This is a genomic window from Burkholderia metallica (assembly GCF_902832845.1).
Taxonomy (GTDB): domain Bacteria; phylum Pseudomonadota; class Gammaproteobacteria; order Burkholderiales; family Burkholderiaceae; genus Burkholderia; species Burkholderia metallica.
On the sequence record NZ_CADFDB010000006.1, the window covers coordinates 18,938 to 34,297 of the forward strand.

Here is a 15,360-nt window from a genome sequence, read left to right on the forward strand (position 1 = left end):
GGCGGCTCGCCGCCCGCGACGCACGAAAAAAAGCCGCATGGTTCGCCCATGCGGCTTTTTGCTTTTTGCCTGCCGCGGTTGCGGTGCGGGTTCAGCCCTTCTTCGCGTCGCTCGCGTCGCCGTAGAACTCCTCGACCAGTTCCTGCACGAGATAACGATGATGCGGCGCCAGCGCTTCGATCTTCGACGCGAGTTCGATCGTCTCGGGTGTCGGCGGATAGCGTGCGTCGCGCGGCAGCGGTTGCGGCGTCGGGTGTTCGATCACGCTCGGCGACGGGCCGTAATGCAACCAGTGAAGTTCGACGCGCAGCCATTCGGCGAGCGTTGCGAGTTTGTCCGATGTCGGAATCGTCCGCCCCGTCAGCCATTTATGCGCGGTTTGCGGCGAAACGGGCTGGGCTCCGCGGTGACGCAGATTGAATCGGTTCGCCAGCTCGGTCGCGCCGGTGACCTTCTCCGGGCTGCGCCGCAGGGCGAATTTCAGGCGTTCCGAGAACGCGGCTTTTTCTTCGGGTGTCGGCATGGGGGAGATTGTGCAATTCTACCGGCGCGTTTCAGACAACCGTTTAGGATAAACATAGCTCGTTCAGACGAATCCCGGTCCTGATCAGGTTGGGAGTGGAATTGAGGGGCGTAGCGTTGGGCTGCTCCAGCAGCCATACTCGTCCGAAACGGGGGCTGCGAAATGACGCTCGACTGATGTCTGGCTTATCCCCGGCGGGATAAATTCGGGCGCGTCCGAATCCCGTGCGGCGGCCGGTGGCGCGTGTGCCGGCACGCTACAATGCCGGCGTTCCGATGCACGAACTGTTGCGCGGGCGCACCATATTCTCCGATCACCCGATTCATCCGATTCCCATGCTCGCTACCGATTCCGATCCGATCGTCGCTATTGCCACTGCTGCCGGCCGCGGAGGCATCGGGGTCGTCCGCGTGTCGTTCGGGCGCGGCGGCGAAGCGGCCGCGTTGCCGCTGATCGACGCGTTGTGCGGACAGAAGCTCGCGCCGCGCCATGCGAGCTACGTGCCGTTTCTCGATGAGCACGGCGCGCCGCTCGACCGCGGGATCGCGCTGTATTTCCCGGCGCCGCATTCGTACACCGGCGAGCACGTGCTCGAGTTGCAGGGGCATGGCGGGCCGATCGTGATGCAACTGCTGCTGCAGCGCTGCCTCGATGCGGGTCGCGGCTTCGGGCTCAGGCTCGCGGAGCCCGGCGAATTCACGCGGCGCGCGTTCCTGAACGACAAGCTCGATCTCGCACAGGCCGAGGCCGTTGCCGACCTGATCGAAGCCAGCACCGAAGCTGCGGCGCGTTCGGCCGGCCGTTCGCTCGACGGGGCGTTTTCGCGGCAGATCCATGCGCTCGTCGACGACGTGATCACGCTGCGGATGCTGGTCGAGGCGACGCTCGATTTCCCCGAAGAAGAGATCGATTTCCTGGAAGCGGCCGACGCGCGCGGCAAGCTCGCGAAGATCCGCGCGCAACTCGCGCACGTGCTCGGCGATGCGCGGCAGGGCGCGCTGTTGCGCGAGGGGTTGTCGGTCGTGCTCGCGGGGCAGCCGAACGTCGGCAAGTCGTCGTTGCTGAATGCGCTGGCCGGTGCGGAACTGGCGATCGTCACGCCGATCGCGGGCACGACGCGCGACAAGGTTGCGCAGACGATCCAGGTCGAAGGGATTCCGCTGCACATCATCGATACGGCCGGGTTGCGCGAGACGGAGGACGAGGTCGAGCGGATCGGCATCGCGCGCACGTGGAGCGAGATCGAGCGTGCGGACGTCGTGCTGCATCTGCTGGATTCGCGCACCGGGATGACGGCGGACGACGAGACGATCGCGGCGCGGTTTCCGGGCGGCGTGCCGGTGGTACGCGTGCTGAACAAGACGGATCTGACCGGCGTGGCGGCGTGTGTCGAACATCCGGCCGCGGAAGGCGATCTGACGGAGGTGCATCTGTCGGCGAAGCGCGGTGACGGGATCGACATGCTGCGTGCGGAGTTGCTGCGGATCGCCGGGTGGCAGGCGGGGGCCGAAGGCGTGTATCTCGCGCGCGAGCGGCATCTGATCGCGTTGCGGGCCGCGCAGGAGCATCTGGCGCAGGCGGCGGATCATGCTGATCAGCGCGCGCAGTCGCTCGATCTGTTTGCCGAGGAGCTTCGGCTCGCGCAGGAACAGCTCAATGCGATTACCGGGGAGTTCACTTCGGACGATCTGCTGGGGGTGATTTTCAGCAGGTTTTGTATCGGGAAATAGAAGCGAAAAGGATTGCGGGGCGGGAATGGCACAGCTATCGCCCGGCAATAGAACGTGCCTGCATCCGCGTGACGACTGCCAGTCAGATTGACACTGTGGTTTTACAGATGCGGACGGGCCGCTAGCACCCGATCGATAAACGATGGCGGCAGCGACACATATACAGAATCATCTCCGCCGTCACCTTTTGAAAATGAGACGTAGGCCTCGCTATAACTATTCCAGGAAATTGCGGGAGTCGGTGTACTGAATGTGTGCTGGGCTATTAACCTCCCAGTTTGTGCGATGTATACGCGGCCAACATACCGTGAATCTCCACCTGGAACCCAATCTAAAAGGCACAGGTCGGCAAGATACATTCCATCCGGAGATATCGACGTTCTGCACTCTTCCCCTCGAGGCGTTCTGTCAAAGGCAAAGGTGCCAATCAGTGCCGTGGCGAGCAGTGTATAAGTAATTTTCAAAGAAATTGTCATGATTTATTGTTGAATTTGATCATAGTGAAATTTCTATGGGAGGGGAGATTGGGATGAATTTTTTGTCAGAGTAGATGATAAAGTCTCCGCCTCTGCCATGTATCTCGGACCATTTTCTAAAATCAATATTTTCTACCGGATAGTGGACGTTTTCCTTGACGAGTGAATCACCTCTGGCGACGGCATATTTGACATATGGGATATGCTCGGAGTTCGAGAATGCAGCGATTCCACTATATGGAACAATGATGACGCCGTCGCTACTCCAATGCCCTAAGTATTGGGATCGCTCATGAGATTTGTCGGTGAATGTATAGTTGTCTTTCACATATACCCACACTCCGGTCACTTCAGCTATTGTTCTGTGTGAATCCACGTCCCACGAGAAGCGCGCGCTTCCGAGCGCCGCATAGATATTGAAGGATCCGAGTGCTCCGGATAGGTCGTCAGGCACACCATTGTTGCGAAGTTGTGCATCTAATTGAGTTTCGATTTTTTGCCCAAACGTGCTGTCTACTTTTGAGTATTGAAATTGGAATCTTCGGTGCAAATCCCGAAGATCATTGCCACATATGTCGTCGGTGTAGAGTCGCGCTGCGCAGTCTTTATGCGGGATCAATAGTTTGTAAAGCTCGACTCTGGATTTGGATGAGCGAATCATTTTATTAATAAGGTGGTCGAATTGCCGCTTCGCTCGGGGGAAGCGCATAATCCAATCCAATTTAATAGTGGACATGTCATACATGTCGGATGGATATGGTTTTCCATCTTGATTGATTTCTAGCGATTCATCCGAGGAAGTCCGTGAATAATTTAACTTTCCAGAGAACCATCGCTCCATAAGTTTGGCAGATGTCGGGAGGTACATTTTACGCATTGCTGCGGGAATCTCTTGAATATCGAACGCTGGTACAGAATCGCTCTTTTTTAGTTTCACGATGGCGGGTTTGGGAGGGGCGGAGGCATTTAGCCAAACTTGAAAGCGTGCCAGCGCCTTGCCGGCCTTTTCCAAGTCATCAACCATTTTGTCAAGCGAGTCGCGCTTGGGCGTGGCGGAGGAATGTTTGAGTTCGGTTGCGTTCGATTTTTGTTGCACCGGAAGCGGCGACGCAGGTTTATCCATGGATAACGAGATATTTGGAACAATCTTGCATCCATCGGCGCCATCGTGAAGTTTCCACTTCCAGAAAATTTTATTTATCGTGAAATAGGGAATTTTTTCATTGTTCGATGCCATTTCTATTTGGGATCCGGTGATGTTGGGTGGTATGCGCGATGCCTGTTACGCTAGCGTGACCGCACCCGTAAAATCAATCGGACTAGTTCGAAATCGTTGCTAATGTGACTGAGTTTTGGGTCAAATATTCCTGGGGTTTTATTGGTCGTCTAAGCGCACCGGGATCTTGAGGCCGTCGATAGGTGTGCAGATACTCAAAGGGGTTGTGACTTTTTATTTTTCTCGCCAAGGTAGCAGGTCGGGCGTTAGCTATCATTGTCCTGGTGCCAACGGTGGCCGGTGCAGCGGATATTCCATGGGTAGAATATCCCGTTGCGGTGGGTGATGTACGAGTCGCGGGGAATGTCTATTACCCGGTTCGGAATAATTCATTTCGCGAGTGGCAGCAACGTCATCGTCGAGGTGGCGATTTCGTTATTTTTCAGATCACCGCTATATAACGTTGCGAGAACCCATTAGGCTTCGATTCGCATGAATGTGAATATTAATGAGTCGGGCATATGGTTGGCGCTCGCTCTTCTGGCGATAGTATTGCCCGTTATCGTGCTCGCTTCGATAGTGCGGTTGCTAAACTCTTTCTTGTCTGGCTCAGGAAGTTGGGCTGATGTTGTTGCGAAGGAGGTTTGGATTTTCATTCGACGCGCATTCGTTTCGGCTGCCGTCGTCACTGTCCTCGGGTTTGGCTGGAGCTACTGGAAAGACGTACAACTGCGCGCGATTTGCGATTCACGCACGCAAAAAATCGAACGCTCCCCGCACGGAGGCTATTGGGCACGATACTGCTATTTTGGAGATACGATCGTTCTCAGGCTTTACGACAGGGAGGGCGAGCGTCTCGTTGCCGAGCGAACGTATCGGGACGGGTCTCGCATACCCGTTGAGCTTCATTGGGCGAAGGAGGCATTGATGTACCCCCAAGGGCTCGAGTTCGGCGAAACATTTGGCGAAATCAGTTTGCCACCGACTCTTCTTGACCGGATGATGGCGCGGCTTCCCTAGCAGATCACGTTCGACGCCCATGCTTCGCCAGCACATCGCGCTCAAGGGAGGGGACGCCTGATTGAGTTGCGGTCCGGATCATCGATCCAGCATGGGCGAGCATGCCAATCAAACCATCCGGACCCCCATCCGCCTCAATCCCAATGATGGTGATGGTAATACCCGCCACCACCGTAGTACCCGCCGTCCGGCACCACGATACAGCCGCTCAATAGCACGGCGACGCTGGCAATCAGCAAAAGGGTTTTCTTCATCGCGTCCACCTGCACGGGTTCAATGTGAAACCCAGCATAGCGAGCGCCCGCAACACCGGCTGTAAGCGATCGTTTCCCTGCTCCGCAATCCGTAACGGCGGATTATTCCGGTCACAATGACCGTAACAATTAGCCAAACAGCAGACATTTCAGGCGACGACGACCCGGTTTCGCCCCGCATCCTTCGCACGATACAGCGCGGCGTCGGCGGCTTCGATCAACGCATCGGGCGTCGACAGGTCGTCGGCCGACACGGTCGCGCAGCCAACGCTGACGCTCACGCGTCCAGCCGGCGAGTCGGGCATCGCGAGATCGAGCCGCAGCACGGCTTCGCGCGCTTCGTCGGCCACGACCCGCGCGCCGCGCGCGCCCGTGTTCGGCAGCACGATCGCGAACTCTTCGCCGCCGTAACGCGCGACGATGTCGGCGGGCCGCCGCACCGCGCTCGCGAGCGCATTCGCGACCGCGATCAGGCATGCGTCACCCTTCACGTGACCGAACGCGTCGTTGTATGCCTTGAAGTGATCGACGTCGACCATCAGCAGCGACAGCGGTTCGCCTTGCCGTCGCGCCTGCAGGAACAGCATGTGAAAGTGATCGTTGAAGTGGCTGCGGTTGAACGCGCCCGTCAGGCCGTCGCGCGCGGACGAACGGATCAGCGTCGCGTGCGCCTCGAACAGCCGCTGGTACAGCATCGTCACTTCCCACGCGAGCACGCACACGAGCACGCCCGGCGTGAACATGCTGAACACGCGTGCGAGATACCAGCCGACCGTGAAGCGATTCGTGCTCATCAGGTTCAGCGTCGTGTCGGTGAGGCATGCAAGCACCGCGATCGCGAGCCACAGGTCGAGCGTCGTGCGCAGCCGGCCGGTGGCGAGCACCGCGACGAGCGCCAGCGCATTGAGCAGCCACACGACGAGCGCGACGCCGTTGACGGGCAGCAGCGCCGCGTCGCCCGGCGGATGAAACGCGGGCGGCAGCGACACGTTCAGCGCGAACAGGCACAGCAGCCCGGCGGCGACAGCCGGCCCGCCGATCAGCGCGAGCGTCCACCAGCGTGTCTGCCGCGCGCCGATCGGGGCGCGCGCCAGCCGCTCGCGCGCAAGCAGCGCAACCATCACGAAACCCGGGAAGCCGGCGTGCCAGAAGATCCACATCCACGCGGCGCTTTGCGGTTGCGCGCCGAACAGCCCGTGCGGCGCGAATACGCCGGGAAAGGTGAGCAGTTGCAGCGCGACGGCCAGCGCAGTGAACGCGTAGGCGCCGCCGAGCGCACCGAGCACCGGCTGGCGCGTCACGGTGAACTGCGCGCCGAGAAAGAATGCCGCGATGCTCGCGGTCGTGAACACGGTGAGCGCGCACATCGGCATGAACGGCTCGACGGCCGGCAGCGCGACGTTCGCGTGCGGCGCGGCGATCCCGAGCGCAAGCAGGATGACGAGCGCCGTCAGCGCGCCGAACCAGAGCTGACGTTGCGTCGTGTGCTGGATCAGGATGCCTTCCATGGCGTTCCCCGGTCACGTAGGCGAAAACGCCCGATCTTTGCGTCGGGCGACAGGCAACCGGCCGCGATGCGACCGGTGCGGCCTGATCCTATCGCGTTATGGGTGCGCGCTCAAACCCCGAGGCCGGGACCGAAGTTGCCGGCGACCCAGCGGGTGACGGCGTCGACGTCCCCGTAGTCCTGCTCGGGCAGGCCGTCGAGCATCGACAGCACGTCGTTGCTGGCGCCGGCGTCGCGCGCGGCATCGACGATCGCGTCCTTGTTGGCCGGATAGCGGACGGCTGCCAGCACGTCGGCGATCTGCAGGTCGATCGTTTCGCTAGGAATGTCGTGCGGCGGCGGGTCGGGCTGGTCGTTCACGGCGGCGTCTCGCGGAGTGAGCGGGTTGAGCAGGTCGAACCGGTAACGGATCGAGGCGGAATCCGGGTGCGGAATGGGGCGCGCAACAGCGCGCGTCACGCGTTCACGTGCCGAAGCAGCCGGGCCGGCGCACCGTGCGGATGAACGGTGCCCGGACTCAATGCCCGCGTCGCACGCGGCGCCACGGATGCTTCCAGTCGATATGCGGTGCATTGTCGTCGCGCGGATGCTGGCGCCGATGTTCCTGCCAAAGCTCGTCGGAAAACAGCGCCGCGACGATCACGAGCGGCAGCACGAGGAATATACCGAGTATCACTTGCTCGATCACGATAGCCTCCTTGCGGTGGCAGGAACCCTTGCTCCCATTCTAGGCTCTGAACTTCGCCCGCGTTCAATTTCTTACAGCGCGGAACAGGCCCGGATGCGGCCGTGCCGCCCGTGCGCCGGCATCAAAAAAGGACATGAACATGCAACTCCAGAACGATACCCACACGCTCGCGCTGCGGCCGCTGGAGCGCCAGGACCTGCGCTTCGTCCACGAACTGAACAACGACGCCAAGATCATGCGCTACTGGTTCGAGGAGCCGTACGAAACCTTCTCGGAACTGTCCCAACTGTACGACCGCCACGTGCACGACCAGCGTGAGCGCCGTTTCGTCGCGGTCGATGCGCAAGGCGAGCTGGTCGGCCTCGTCGAGCTGATCGAGCTCGATTACATCCATCGACGCGGCGAGTTCCAGATCATCATCGCGCCGCAGTGCCAGGGGCGCGGCTATGCGGGGCAGGCGACGCGCCTCGCGATCGAGTACGCGTTCAAGGTGCTGAACATGCGCAAGCTGTACCTGATCGTCGACACGTCGAACGCGGCGGCGATTCACGTGTACGAGAAATGCGGATTCCAGCACGAGGCCGAATTGAAGGAAGAATTTTTCGGAAACGGCGCGTATCACAACGCTTTTCGGATGTGCATTTTTCAGCGCGATTATTTCGAGCGCGAGCAATCCGCCTGAATCCGCCGGGTAAAAAACATCGATGAATGCCGCCCGCGGCGGGGCTTACATGGGCACCGGATGCATGCGGGGAAGTACGGATAAATACTGATTCGCTTATACCTGGCATTTTTCTTGTATCAGGTAAATGCGATTCCGCGTTGCGGTAAAGTCGAATCGTTTCGGATGACTTTATGTGCAACGCATCAAAATGATCCGGATAGCGAAATGGATTATCCAAACCGTTCAATTGCCCCGTTGTAAATTTGATGAAAGCCTTGCTGGGCAACGCTTTCCAACCGGCGGCGCGGGCCCTTCGGCTATACGGCCCGCATCGATGCGCGGGCGCATCGCGCAAAAAACGGGCTGCGCACGGGGTGCGACAATCCGCCGCTATTGCGGTCGCACAACAAATGTGCTTGCTATCGCTTGCCGGTCTTCTAAAGTGAAAAACGCGGGTTCACGATCATCTTTAAACGCATAGCTAACCCAGCCTGGTGCCCGCAAGCCTGGAGACAGAACATGATGAAGCGTACCGGTATCCTTTTTGCCCTCGTCGGCGCATTTTGCGCGGTGTCGATTGCCCAAGCCGGCGGCGATTCGGCCGTCAAGCCGAAGCAGGAAATCCAGTTGACGAAGAACGCATGGGGCTGCCTGTCGAAAGACAATCTGGACTCCGTACTGAATCACGAGCGTGACGGCAAGTCGCAGGCGAAGCAGCAATACTTCGACGACTACCGTTGCCTGTCGGTGCCGGAAGGCCAGCGCTTCCGCGTGGTGTCGGTCGATCAGGGCGACGTGCAGTTCGTCAGTGCCGACAACAGCGACCAGCAGGGTCTCTGGACCGATTCGCGCTTCGTCAAGCAGTAACCCGAGCAGCGACTGTCCGTTCATCGCGCCGTCGCACGACGCGCGCGAGCGCACCGGCCCGATCGGCCGGCGGCGCGAACCGAACACGGCCCGGCCCATGCCGGGCCGTTGCGCTGTGGGGCGCCGGGGCGCACATGACACGCGCCGGACGGCGCGCATTCGGTATCATCACGGCCCGACCGAACCGAATGCCCGCCCGGGCCGACTCCGCATGGCGCTGAAATCCACGATCTATAAAGCCGAACTGCAAATCGCCGACATGGATCGGCATTACTACGCCGATCACGCGCTCACGGTGGCGCGCCATCCGTCGGAAACCGACGACCGGATGATGGTGCGCATCGTCGCGTTCGCGCTCTTTGCGCACGAGCGGCTCGAATTCTGCAAGGGGCTGTCGGACGTCGACGAGCCCGACCTGTGGCAGAAGGATCTGACGGGCGCGATCGACGTGTGGATCGAGGCCGGCCAGCCCGACGAACGGCGCATCTCGAAGGCGGCCGGCCGCGCCGGGCAGGTCACGGTGATCGCGTACGGCGGCAAGACGTCGGAGATCTGGTGGCAGGGCGTGCGCAGCAAGGTCGAGCGGCTGCGCAACGTGCAGGTGCTGTCGCTGGGCGACGGCGTCGCGGCCGCGCTCGGGCGGCTCGCGGAGCGCACGATGCGCCTGCAGTGCACGGTGCAGGACGGCGCCGCGTGGATCTCGAGCGCCGACCACGATCCGGTGGCGGTCGAATGGACGGTATTGAAGGCGCGCGCGGACGCGTAACGGCCCGCGCGCCGGCCGCGCTCAGCCGACGGCGGCCGGCGGCCCCTTGAATTCGACCATGTTGCCTTCCGGGTCGAACAGGTAGATCGACGGCCCGTAGCCGCCGGCGCCGTAGCGTTCCGCGGGCGCGCCCGGCCGGGCGCCGTGTGCGGCGAAATGGGCGATCAGCGCGTCGGGATCGAACGGCTCGACGCGCAGGCACAGGTGATCGAGGTTGCGCCCGGTGCCGGGCGGCCCGCTGTCGGGCCGGTCGATCGGGCCGCCGACCGTCAGCAGGTCGATCAGCGCGTCGCCGGCGCGCAACTGCACGAGGCCCAGATCGGGCTGCTCCTTCTCCACATGGCAGCCGACGGCGTCGCAGTAAAAGCGCGTCATCGCCGCCATGTCGGTCACGCGCAGCACGATGTGATCGATCCCGCGGATGGTGGGCTTCATGAACGGATACTCCTTCGCAGTCGACGAGCATCGAGTGTAGCCGCATCGCGCCTGCGCCGCCGGCCGGCCCGTGGCACGATCGACGGACGAAAAAAAGCCCGTTCACGCAGAGCGGAACGGGCTTAATCCATATCAGGAGGAGACATGGAGGAGACAGTTCCAACTATACACACGGCGATGGTGCGACGCAATATTCCGAATGCAAAAAAACGTCAGGACGGCGATTTGTCGCATCCGCAGTGCAGCAAAATGGTGACGGGACGATGACGAAAACGGCGCCGGAGCAGCCGGCGCGCGCGTTTTGCCGGATTTATTTTCAGTGGATGCGCCCCTGATTATCCCGGGCGAATCACAGAGCAAGATTCAGGGCGCGACGGCACGTGCCGATGTCTAGAGTAGGCACCATCTACACTACAGAGTGCGAGGGTTCCGATGAAAACCGCCTATCCGACCGACGATGCCCGCTGGGGCGCCATCACCAAGCGCGATCCGCATGCGGACGGCGCGTTCTTCTATGCGGTGCGCACGACCGGCGTGTTCTGCCGTCCGACCTGCGCGTCGCGGCTGCCGCGTCGCGAGAACGTGTCCTTCTTCGCCGATCCGGCGGCCGCCCGCGCAGCCGGTTTCCGGCCGTGCAAACGCTGCCAGCCGGAAGGGCTGCCGCGCGAGCTCGAGATCGTCAACCGCGCGTGCGCGGTGCTCGATGCGCATGCCGAACGCATTACGCTTCAGGCACTGAGCGATGCCGTGCACGTGAGCCCGTTTCACCTGCAGCGGCTCTTCAAGCGGGTGGTCGGCGTGTCGCCGCGGCAGTACCAGGCCGCGCAGCGCGGCGCCGCGCTGCGGCAGGCGCTGCAAAGCGGGCAGCCGGTCACGCAGGCGGCCGTCGACGCGGGCTTCAACTCGCCGTCGCGGCTCTATGCGTCGGTGCCGCGCGAACTCGGGATGGCGCCGTCCGCGTTTCGCCGCCAGGGGGCCGGCTTGCGGATCGACTATGCGACCGCTGCGACGCCGCTCGGCACGGTGCTCGTCGCCGCGACCGGGCAAGGCATCTGCCGGATCGCGTTCGGCGACGAACCGGCGGCGCTCGTCGGCGAGCTGAAGGACGCGTTCGCACGCGCCGAGCTGGTCGAGGCGCCCGCGCGGCTCGCGCCGTTCGTCGAGCAGATCCGCGCGTATCTCGACGGCACGCGGCATGCGTTCGACCTGCCGCTCGACATCGCGCCGACCGCATTCCAGCAGCGCGTGTGGGAAGCGCTGACGCATATTCCGTACGGCGAAACGCGCAGCTACTCGGAGATCGCCGAGGCGCTGGGTGCGCCGCGGGCGGTGCGCGCGGTGGCGTCGGCCTGCGCGTCGAACCCGGTCGCGCTGGCGATCCCGTGCCATCGCGTCGTACAGAAGGGCGGCGCGCTTTCAGGGTATCGTTGGGGCGTGCGCCGCAAGGCGACGCTGCTCGCGTCCGAAGCGCGTCATGTGCACGACGATCAAACCGAATCCGTAGTGGAGGGCAGCGCAGTTTGAGCATCGCAAAAACGACGATTACATCCATCGTGAACGGCGGCCCTGTGCCGCCGTCCGCGCAAATGGAACTGCGCTTCAATGCGCCTTACGACTGGGCGCGCGTGCTGCGCTTCTTCAGCGGGCGTGCGATTCCGGGCGTCGAGCAGGTGGCGGGCGGCGTGTATCGCCGCATCGTCGACCTGCATGGCGACGCGGGCCGGCTCACGGTCGCGAAACATCCGCGCAAGCATTGCCTGGTCGCGACGGTCGAAGGCGCGATCGTGCGTCATGTCGACGACGCGTTCGCGATGCGCGTCGCGACGATGTTCGACCTCGGCGCCGATCCGGCCGCCATCGGCAGCGGGCTGGCGCGCGATCCGTGGTTCGCGCCGCTCGTCGAGGCCGCGCCGGGGCTGCGTGTGCCGGGCGCATGGTCGGGGTTCGAGCTGGCCGTGCGCGCGATCGTCGGCCAGCAGGTGAGCGTGAAGGCCGCGACGACGATCGTCGGGCGGCTCGTCGAGCGGGCCGGCGAGCGTGTGATTCCGGACGACGACGGCGCGCCCGCGTGGCGCTTCCCGACGCCCGACGCGCTGGCCGCGTGCGACCTCGACAAGATCGGGATGCCCGGCAAGCGGGTGGCGGCGTTGACGGGCGTGGCACGCGCGGTGGCGGCCGGCGACGTGCCCGTCGATCGCGAGCATGCCGATCTCCCGACGCTGCGCAGCGCGTGGCTCGATTTGCCCGGCATCGGCCCGTGGACCGTCGAATACATCGCGATGCGTGCCTGGCGCGATCCGGACGCGTGGCCGGCGTCCGATCTCGTGCTGATGCAGTCGATCGCCGCGCGCGATCCGGCGCTCGACCGGCTCACGGCCCAGAAGCATCGCACCGAAGGCTGGCGGCCGTGGCGCGCCTACGCGGCGCTGCATTTGTGGAACGACGTGGCCGACCGGGCGGGTGCCGCGCGCGGCGGGTGACGGAGGCGGGCGATCGTCGACGCCCGCGGCCGGGTGCGACCTGACGAGGCCGCGATGCAACCCGTTGCGCAGGTCGTGCCGACATCCGCAGGCCGCCCGCGCCATTCAGCGCACCCATCGCCCGTCGAAAACCGGCCGGGCGACGCACACATCCCCGTCATTCTCCGCTCGATCACGCCGCACGGTTGCACCTGTCGCCGTCCGTTTGTGCATCGCGTTCCGTCGGACGAATGCGCATGACCGGCATGCCCGTTGCCGCCGCATGGAACCGGTGGCAGACGCGGCGAGCGCCGCGACCGGCCCGTCCGGCGGGCCGCTGCGGCCCGCGCACGCTGCCCGGAGCCACCTCAAGCGCGGGTTTCGGCGAGATGTTAAAGTGCCCGCTACCAACGAAGCGACCAACAATCCAGCCGGTCGCGCGCGGCATTCTGCGCGCGGCCGTCACGCACTTGCGTCTCCATGTCGAACACCATGACTCACCGCCAGTCCGAACTGCTGCTGAAACGCCTCGACGCGCTGAGCTCGGGCCCGACGCGGCAGCATCTGCCCGACGGCCTGCGCGGCATCGAAAGGGAAAGCCTGCGCGTGACGCGCGACGGGATGATCGCGTTCACGCCGCATCCGCGCGCGCTCGGCTCGGCGCTCACGCATCCGGCGCTGACGACCGACTATTCCGAAGCGCTGATCGAACTGATCACGCCGGCGGAAGGCGACGCCGCGATCACGCTCGAACGCCTCGACGATCTGCATCGCTACGTGTACGCGTCGCTCGGCGACGAGATGCTGTGGAACGACTCGATGCCGGGCCTGCTGCCGGCCGACGACGAGATTCCGATCGCCGACTACGGCACGTCGAACATCGGCCGCCTGAAGACGGTGTACCGGCGCGGTCTCGCGTATCGCTACGGCCGCACGATGCAGTGCATCGCCGGCATCCACTACAACTACTCGCTGCACGAGGAAGTGTGGCGGCGCCTGCATGCGGAAGAAGGCTCGACGGCCACGCTCGTCGACTACCAGTCGGAGCGCTATCTCGCGCAGATCCGCAACTTCCGCCGCCGCAGCTGGCTGCTGATGTACCTGTTCGGCGCGTCGCCGGCGCTCGACACGAAGTTCCTGCGCGGCAAGCCGCACCGGCTCGACACGTTCGACGCCGATACGCTGTACCTGCCGCACGCGACCAGCCTGCGGATGAGCGATCTCGGCTACTCGAACACGACCGCCCAGGCCGCGCTGCACGTCGACTACAACACGCTGCCCGGCTATCTCGACGCGTTGTCGAAAGCCGTGAGCGAACCGTATCCGGCGTACGAGGCGATCGGCACGCATCGCGACGGCGAGTGGATCCAGATCAACACGAACGTGCTGCAGATCGAGAACGAGTTCTACTCGACGATCCGGCCGAAGCGCGTCACGTATTCGGGCGAGCGGCCGCTGCATGCGCTCGCGTCGCGCGGCGTGCAGTACATCGAAGTGCGTTGTCTCGACATCGATCCGTTCGAGCCGACCGGCATCGCGCTGGAAACCGCACGCTTCATCGACGCGTTCCTGCTCGCGTGCGCGCTTGACGAGAGCCCGGCGCTCGACTGTCCCGCGTACAAGGAAGCGAACGCGAACTTCGGCAGCGTGACGATGGAAGGCCGCAAGCCGGGGCTCACGCTCACGCGTGACGGCCAGCCGGTCACCCTGCAGGCGTGGGCCGACGAACTGATGGCCGATATCGAAACCGTCGGCCGCCGTCTCGACGAAATTCGCGGCGGCGACGAGCATGCGCGCGCGATCGCCGCGCAGCGCGAGAAGCTCGCCGATCCGGAGCGCACGCCGTCCGCGCGCGTGCTGCGCACGATGCGCGAGAACGGCCAGTCGTTCCTCGCGTTCGGTCTCGCGCAGAGCGCAGCGCATGCCGCGCATTTCCGCGCGCGTCCGCCGTCGGCGGACACGCTGCGCACCGAGCAGGCGCTCGCCGCGAAGTCGCTGGCCGAGCAGGCCGAGCTCGAAGCGAAGGAGGCCGGATCGTTCGACGCGTTCGTCGCGGCCTATCGTGCGTATACGCTGAACCGCTTCAGCGTGTGATGCATCACGCATCGTGCATCGCGCCGGTCGGCGCGGTGGGCGATGCGTGCCTCCCGTCGCCGGCCGGGGCGCGCCGTTGTGCGCTCGAGCCGGTTCGATCGGTCGTCAGTGATGCGCGTACGTGTCGCGATCGATCGCGGGCGGCAGCGCGGGCTTGCCCGATTCCACGTGTGCCGCCGCGCTTTCGCTGCCGTAGCCGGCGCGGTCGCCGCGTGCCTGTGCGGCACGGCGCATGATCGCTTGCATGTTGTCCGGAAAGTCGGGACTGCTTGCGAGGCTCGTCCGGTAGCCGGCGGCCTGCAATTCCACGAGTTCCTGGCGAACCTCGGCACGCGTCAGCGTCGACGCGGCCTGCGCATGGGCGGCGAAGGCCGCGCCGATCAGCACGCAGGCGCAGGTCGCCAGTTTGATCGTCTTCATCGTGTTCGCTCCGTGAGATTCCGGTGCCGCGCCGTGGCCGGCGCGGGCGGAATCGATGCGACCAGTCTAGGCTTCGGACGCCAAACGAAACATCCCGCGGGTCGTCACGCACCTTTGCCGCATGCGCAACATTGCGCGGGGGGCGACGTTGGGTTTCGCCGGTGAGCCGCCGGCATGCCGCGGGTGACGGGTTGCATGGCGGGCGCGACAGCGGCCGGACAGGTTCCGGTCAGCATGTGCG

16 protein-coding genes are annotated in these 15,360 nt (G+C 63.7%); 9 read left to right on the top strand and 7 right to left on the bottom strand.

The genetic code is table 11. From position 1 onward, the window contains the following. Positions 1-91: 91 nt before the first annotated feature. Entirely contained in the window at positions 92-523 is a 432-nt protein-coding gene (locus HWX08_RS17665) for a transcriptional regulator (protein ID WP_069257893.1), read from the bottom strand. 335 nt (positions 524-858) lie between these two features. Here HWX08_RS17665 and mnmE point away from each other — a divergent pair, with 335 nt between their 5' ends. Next, the gene (gene mnmE / locus HWX08_RS17670) at positions 859-2,253 is read left to right on the top strand and encodes a tRNA uridine-5-carboxymethylaminomethyl(34) synthesis GTPase MnmE (protein ID WP_174921909.1); all 1,395 of its coding nucleotides are present in this window, start codon (positions 859-861) and stop codon (positions 2,251-2,253) included. A 495-nt stretch (positions 2,254-2,748) separates the two neighbouring features. Here mnmE and HWX08_RS17675 read toward each other — a convergent pair whose 3' ends face one another. Continuing rightward, a complete protein-coding gene (locus HWX08_RS17675; protein WP_174921908.1) occupies positions 2,749-3,966 on the bottom strand; it encodes a DUF6402 family protein in 1,218 nt (405 codons plus the stop codon). 272 nt (positions 3,967-4,238) lie between these two features. Between HWX08_RS17675 and HWX08_RS34775 the strand changes: the two genes are divergently transcribed. Further along, entirely contained in the window at positions 4,239-4,406 is a 168-nt protein-coding gene (locus tag HWX08_RS34775) for a DUF6402 family protein (protein WP_425128494.1), read from the top strand. Between the two features lie 31 nt (positions 4,407-4,437). Next, on the top strand, positions 4,438-4,965 hold the full coding sequence (locus tag HWX08_RS17680; RefSeq protein WP_069257892.1) for a hypothetical protein: 528 nt from the start codon (positions 4,438-4,440) through the stop codon (positions 4,963-4,965). A gap of 403 nt (positions 4,966-5,368) precedes the next feature. On the opposite strand, the gene HWX08_RS17685 is transcribed toward HWX08_RS17680, so the two are convergent. The 3 genes from HWX08_RS17685 to HWX08_RS17695 form a co-directional block, all read right to left on the bottom strand. After that, on the bottom strand, positions 5,369-6,727 hold the full coding sequence (locus HWX08_RS17685; protein WP_069257891.1) for a sensor domain-containing diguanylate cyclase: 1,359 nt from the start codon (positions 6,725-6,727) through the stop codon (positions 5,369-5,371). Between the two features lie 110 nt (positions 6,728-6,837). Then, the gene (locus HWX08_RS17690; RefSeq protein ID WP_174921920.1) at positions 6,838-7,086 is read right to left on the bottom strand and encodes a DUF2795 domain-containing protein; all 249 of its coding nucleotides are present in this window, start codon (positions 7,084-7,086) and stop codon (positions 6,838-6,840) included. A gap of 157 nt (positions 7,087-7,243) precedes the next feature. Beyond that, positions 7,244-7,414 carry a hypothetical protein gene (locus tag HWX08_RS17695; RefSeq protein WP_167375374.1) on the bottom strand — a complete coding sequence of 57 codons (171 nt, stop codon included), beginning with the start codon at positions 7,412-7,414 and terminating at the stop codon, positions 7,244-7,246. 139 nt (positions 7,415-7,553) lie between these two features. On the opposite strand from HWX08_RS17695, the gene speG reads away from it, so the two are divergent. The 3 genes from speG (at position 7,554) to HWX08_RS17710 (ending at position 9,711) form a co-directional block, all read left to right on the top strand. After that, positions 7,554-8,096, top strand: coding sequence for a spermidine N1-acetyltransferase (speG, locus tag HWX08_RS17700; RefSeq protein ID WP_174921907.1), 543 nt, complete (start codon positions 7,554-7,556; stop codon positions 8,094-8,096). Positions 8,097-8,597: 501 nt separating this feature from the next. Then, positions 8,598-8,945 (top strand): surface attachment protein Sap1, encoded by a 348-nt coding sequence (gene sap1 / locus HWX08_RS17705; RefSeq protein ID WP_059232871.1) that lies wholly within the window; start codon positions 8,598-8,600, stop codon positions 8,943-8,945. A 211-nt stretch (positions 8,946-9,156) separates the two neighbouring features. Continuing rightward, positions 9,157-9,711, top strand: a complete 555-nt coding sequence (locus HWX08_RS17710) for a YaeQ family protein (RefSeq protein ID WP_069257890.1) — start codon at positions 9,157-9,159, stop codon at positions 9,709-9,711. A gap of 21 nt (positions 9,712-9,732) precedes the next feature. On the opposite strand, the gene HWX08_RS17715 is transcribed toward HWX08_RS17710, so the two are convergent. Beyond that, positions 9,733-10,146 carry a VOC family protein gene (locus tag HWX08_RS17715; protein ID WP_069257889.1) on the bottom strand — a complete coding sequence of 138 codons (414 nt, stop codon included), beginning with the start codon at positions 10,144-10,146 and terminating at the stop codon, positions 9,733-9,735. 432 nt (positions 10,147-10,578) lie between these two features. Between HWX08_RS17715 and ada the strand changes: the two genes are divergently transcribed. The 3 genes from ada (at position 10,579) to gshA (ending at position 14,699) form a co-directional block, all read left to right on the top strand. Further along, the gene (gene ada / locus HWX08_RS17720; RefSeq protein WP_174921906.1) at positions 10,579-11,670 is read left to right on the top strand and encodes a bifunctional DNA-binding transcriptional regulator/O6-methylguanine-DNA methyltransferase Ada; all 1,092 of its coding nucleotides are present in this window, start codon (positions 10,579-10,581) and stop codon (positions 11,668-11,670) included. Then, the gene (locus tag HWX08_RS17725) at positions 11,667-12,626 is read left to right on the top strand and encodes a DNA-3-methyladenine glycosylase family protein (RefSeq protein WP_069257887.1); all 960 of its coding nucleotides are present in this window, start codon (positions 11,667-11,669) and stop codon (positions 12,624-12,626) included. Before ada ends, HWX08_RS17725 begins: the two co-directional genes overlap by 4 nt. Before the next feature lie 459 nt (positions 12,627-13,085). Further along, on the top strand, positions 13,086-14,699 hold the full coding sequence (gene gshA / locus HWX08_RS17730; protein WP_174921905.1) for a glutamate--cysteine ligase: 1,614 nt from the start codon (positions 13,086-13,088) through the stop codon (positions 14,697-14,699). A 105-nt stretch (positions 14,700-14,804) separates the two neighbouring features. On the opposite strand, the gene HWX08_RS17735 is transcribed toward gshA, so the two are convergent. Continuing rightward, positions 14,805-15,119: a DUF4148 domain-containing protein gene (locus HWX08_RS17735; RefSeq protein WP_174921904.1), complete on the bottom strand. Its 315-nt coding sequence runs from the start codon at positions 15,117-15,119 to the stop codon at positions 14,805-14,807. Between the last annotated feature and the right edge of the window lie 241 nt (positions 15,120-15,360).

Coding starts and splice junctions, on each gene's coding strand:
- gshA (WP_174921905.1), top strand. CDS start 13,086: ATGTCGAACACCATGACTCACCGCCAGTCCGAACTGCTGCTGAAACGC.
- HWX08_RS17735 (WP_174921904.1), bottom strand. CDS start 15,119: ATGAAGACGATCAAACTGGCGACCTGCGCCTGCGTGCTGATCGGCGCG.
- HWX08_RS17665 (WP_069257893.1), bottom strand. CDS start 523: ATGCCGACACCCGAAGAAAAAGCCGCGTTCTCGGAACGCCTGAAATTC.
- mnmE (WP_174921909.1), top strand. CDS start 859: ATGCTCGCTACCGATTCCGATCCGATCGTCGCTATTGCCACTGCTGCC.
- speG (WP_174921907.1), top strand. CDS start 7,554: ATGCAACTCCAGAACGATACCCACACGCTCGCGCTGCGGCCGCTGGAG.
- HWX08_RS17680 (WP_069257892.1), top strand. CDS start 4,438: ATGAATGTGAATATTAATGAGTCGGGCATATGGTTGGCGCTCGCTCTT.
- HWX08_RS17710 (WP_069257890.1), top strand. CDS start 9,157: ATGGCGCTGAAATCCACGATCTATAAAGCCGAACTGCAAATCGCCGAC.
- HWX08_RS17715 (WP_069257889.1), bottom strand. CDS start 10,146: ATGAAGCCCACCATCCGCGGGATCGATCACATCGTGCTGCGCGTGACC.
- sap1 (WP_059232871.1), top strand. CDS start 8,598: ATGATGAAGCGTACCGGTATCCTTTTTGCCCTCGTCGGCGCATTTTGC.
- HWX08_RS17685 (WP_069257891.1), bottom strand. CDS start 6,727: ATGGAAGGCATCCTGATCCAGCACACGACGCAACGTCAGCTCTGGTTC.
- ada (WP_174921906.1), top strand. CDS start 10,579: ATGAAAACCGCCTATCCGACCGACGATGCCCGCTGGGGCGCCATCACC.
- HWX08_RS17675 (WP_174921908.1), bottom strand. CDS start 3,966: ATGGCATCGAACAATGAAAAAATTCCCTATTTCACGATAAATAAAATT.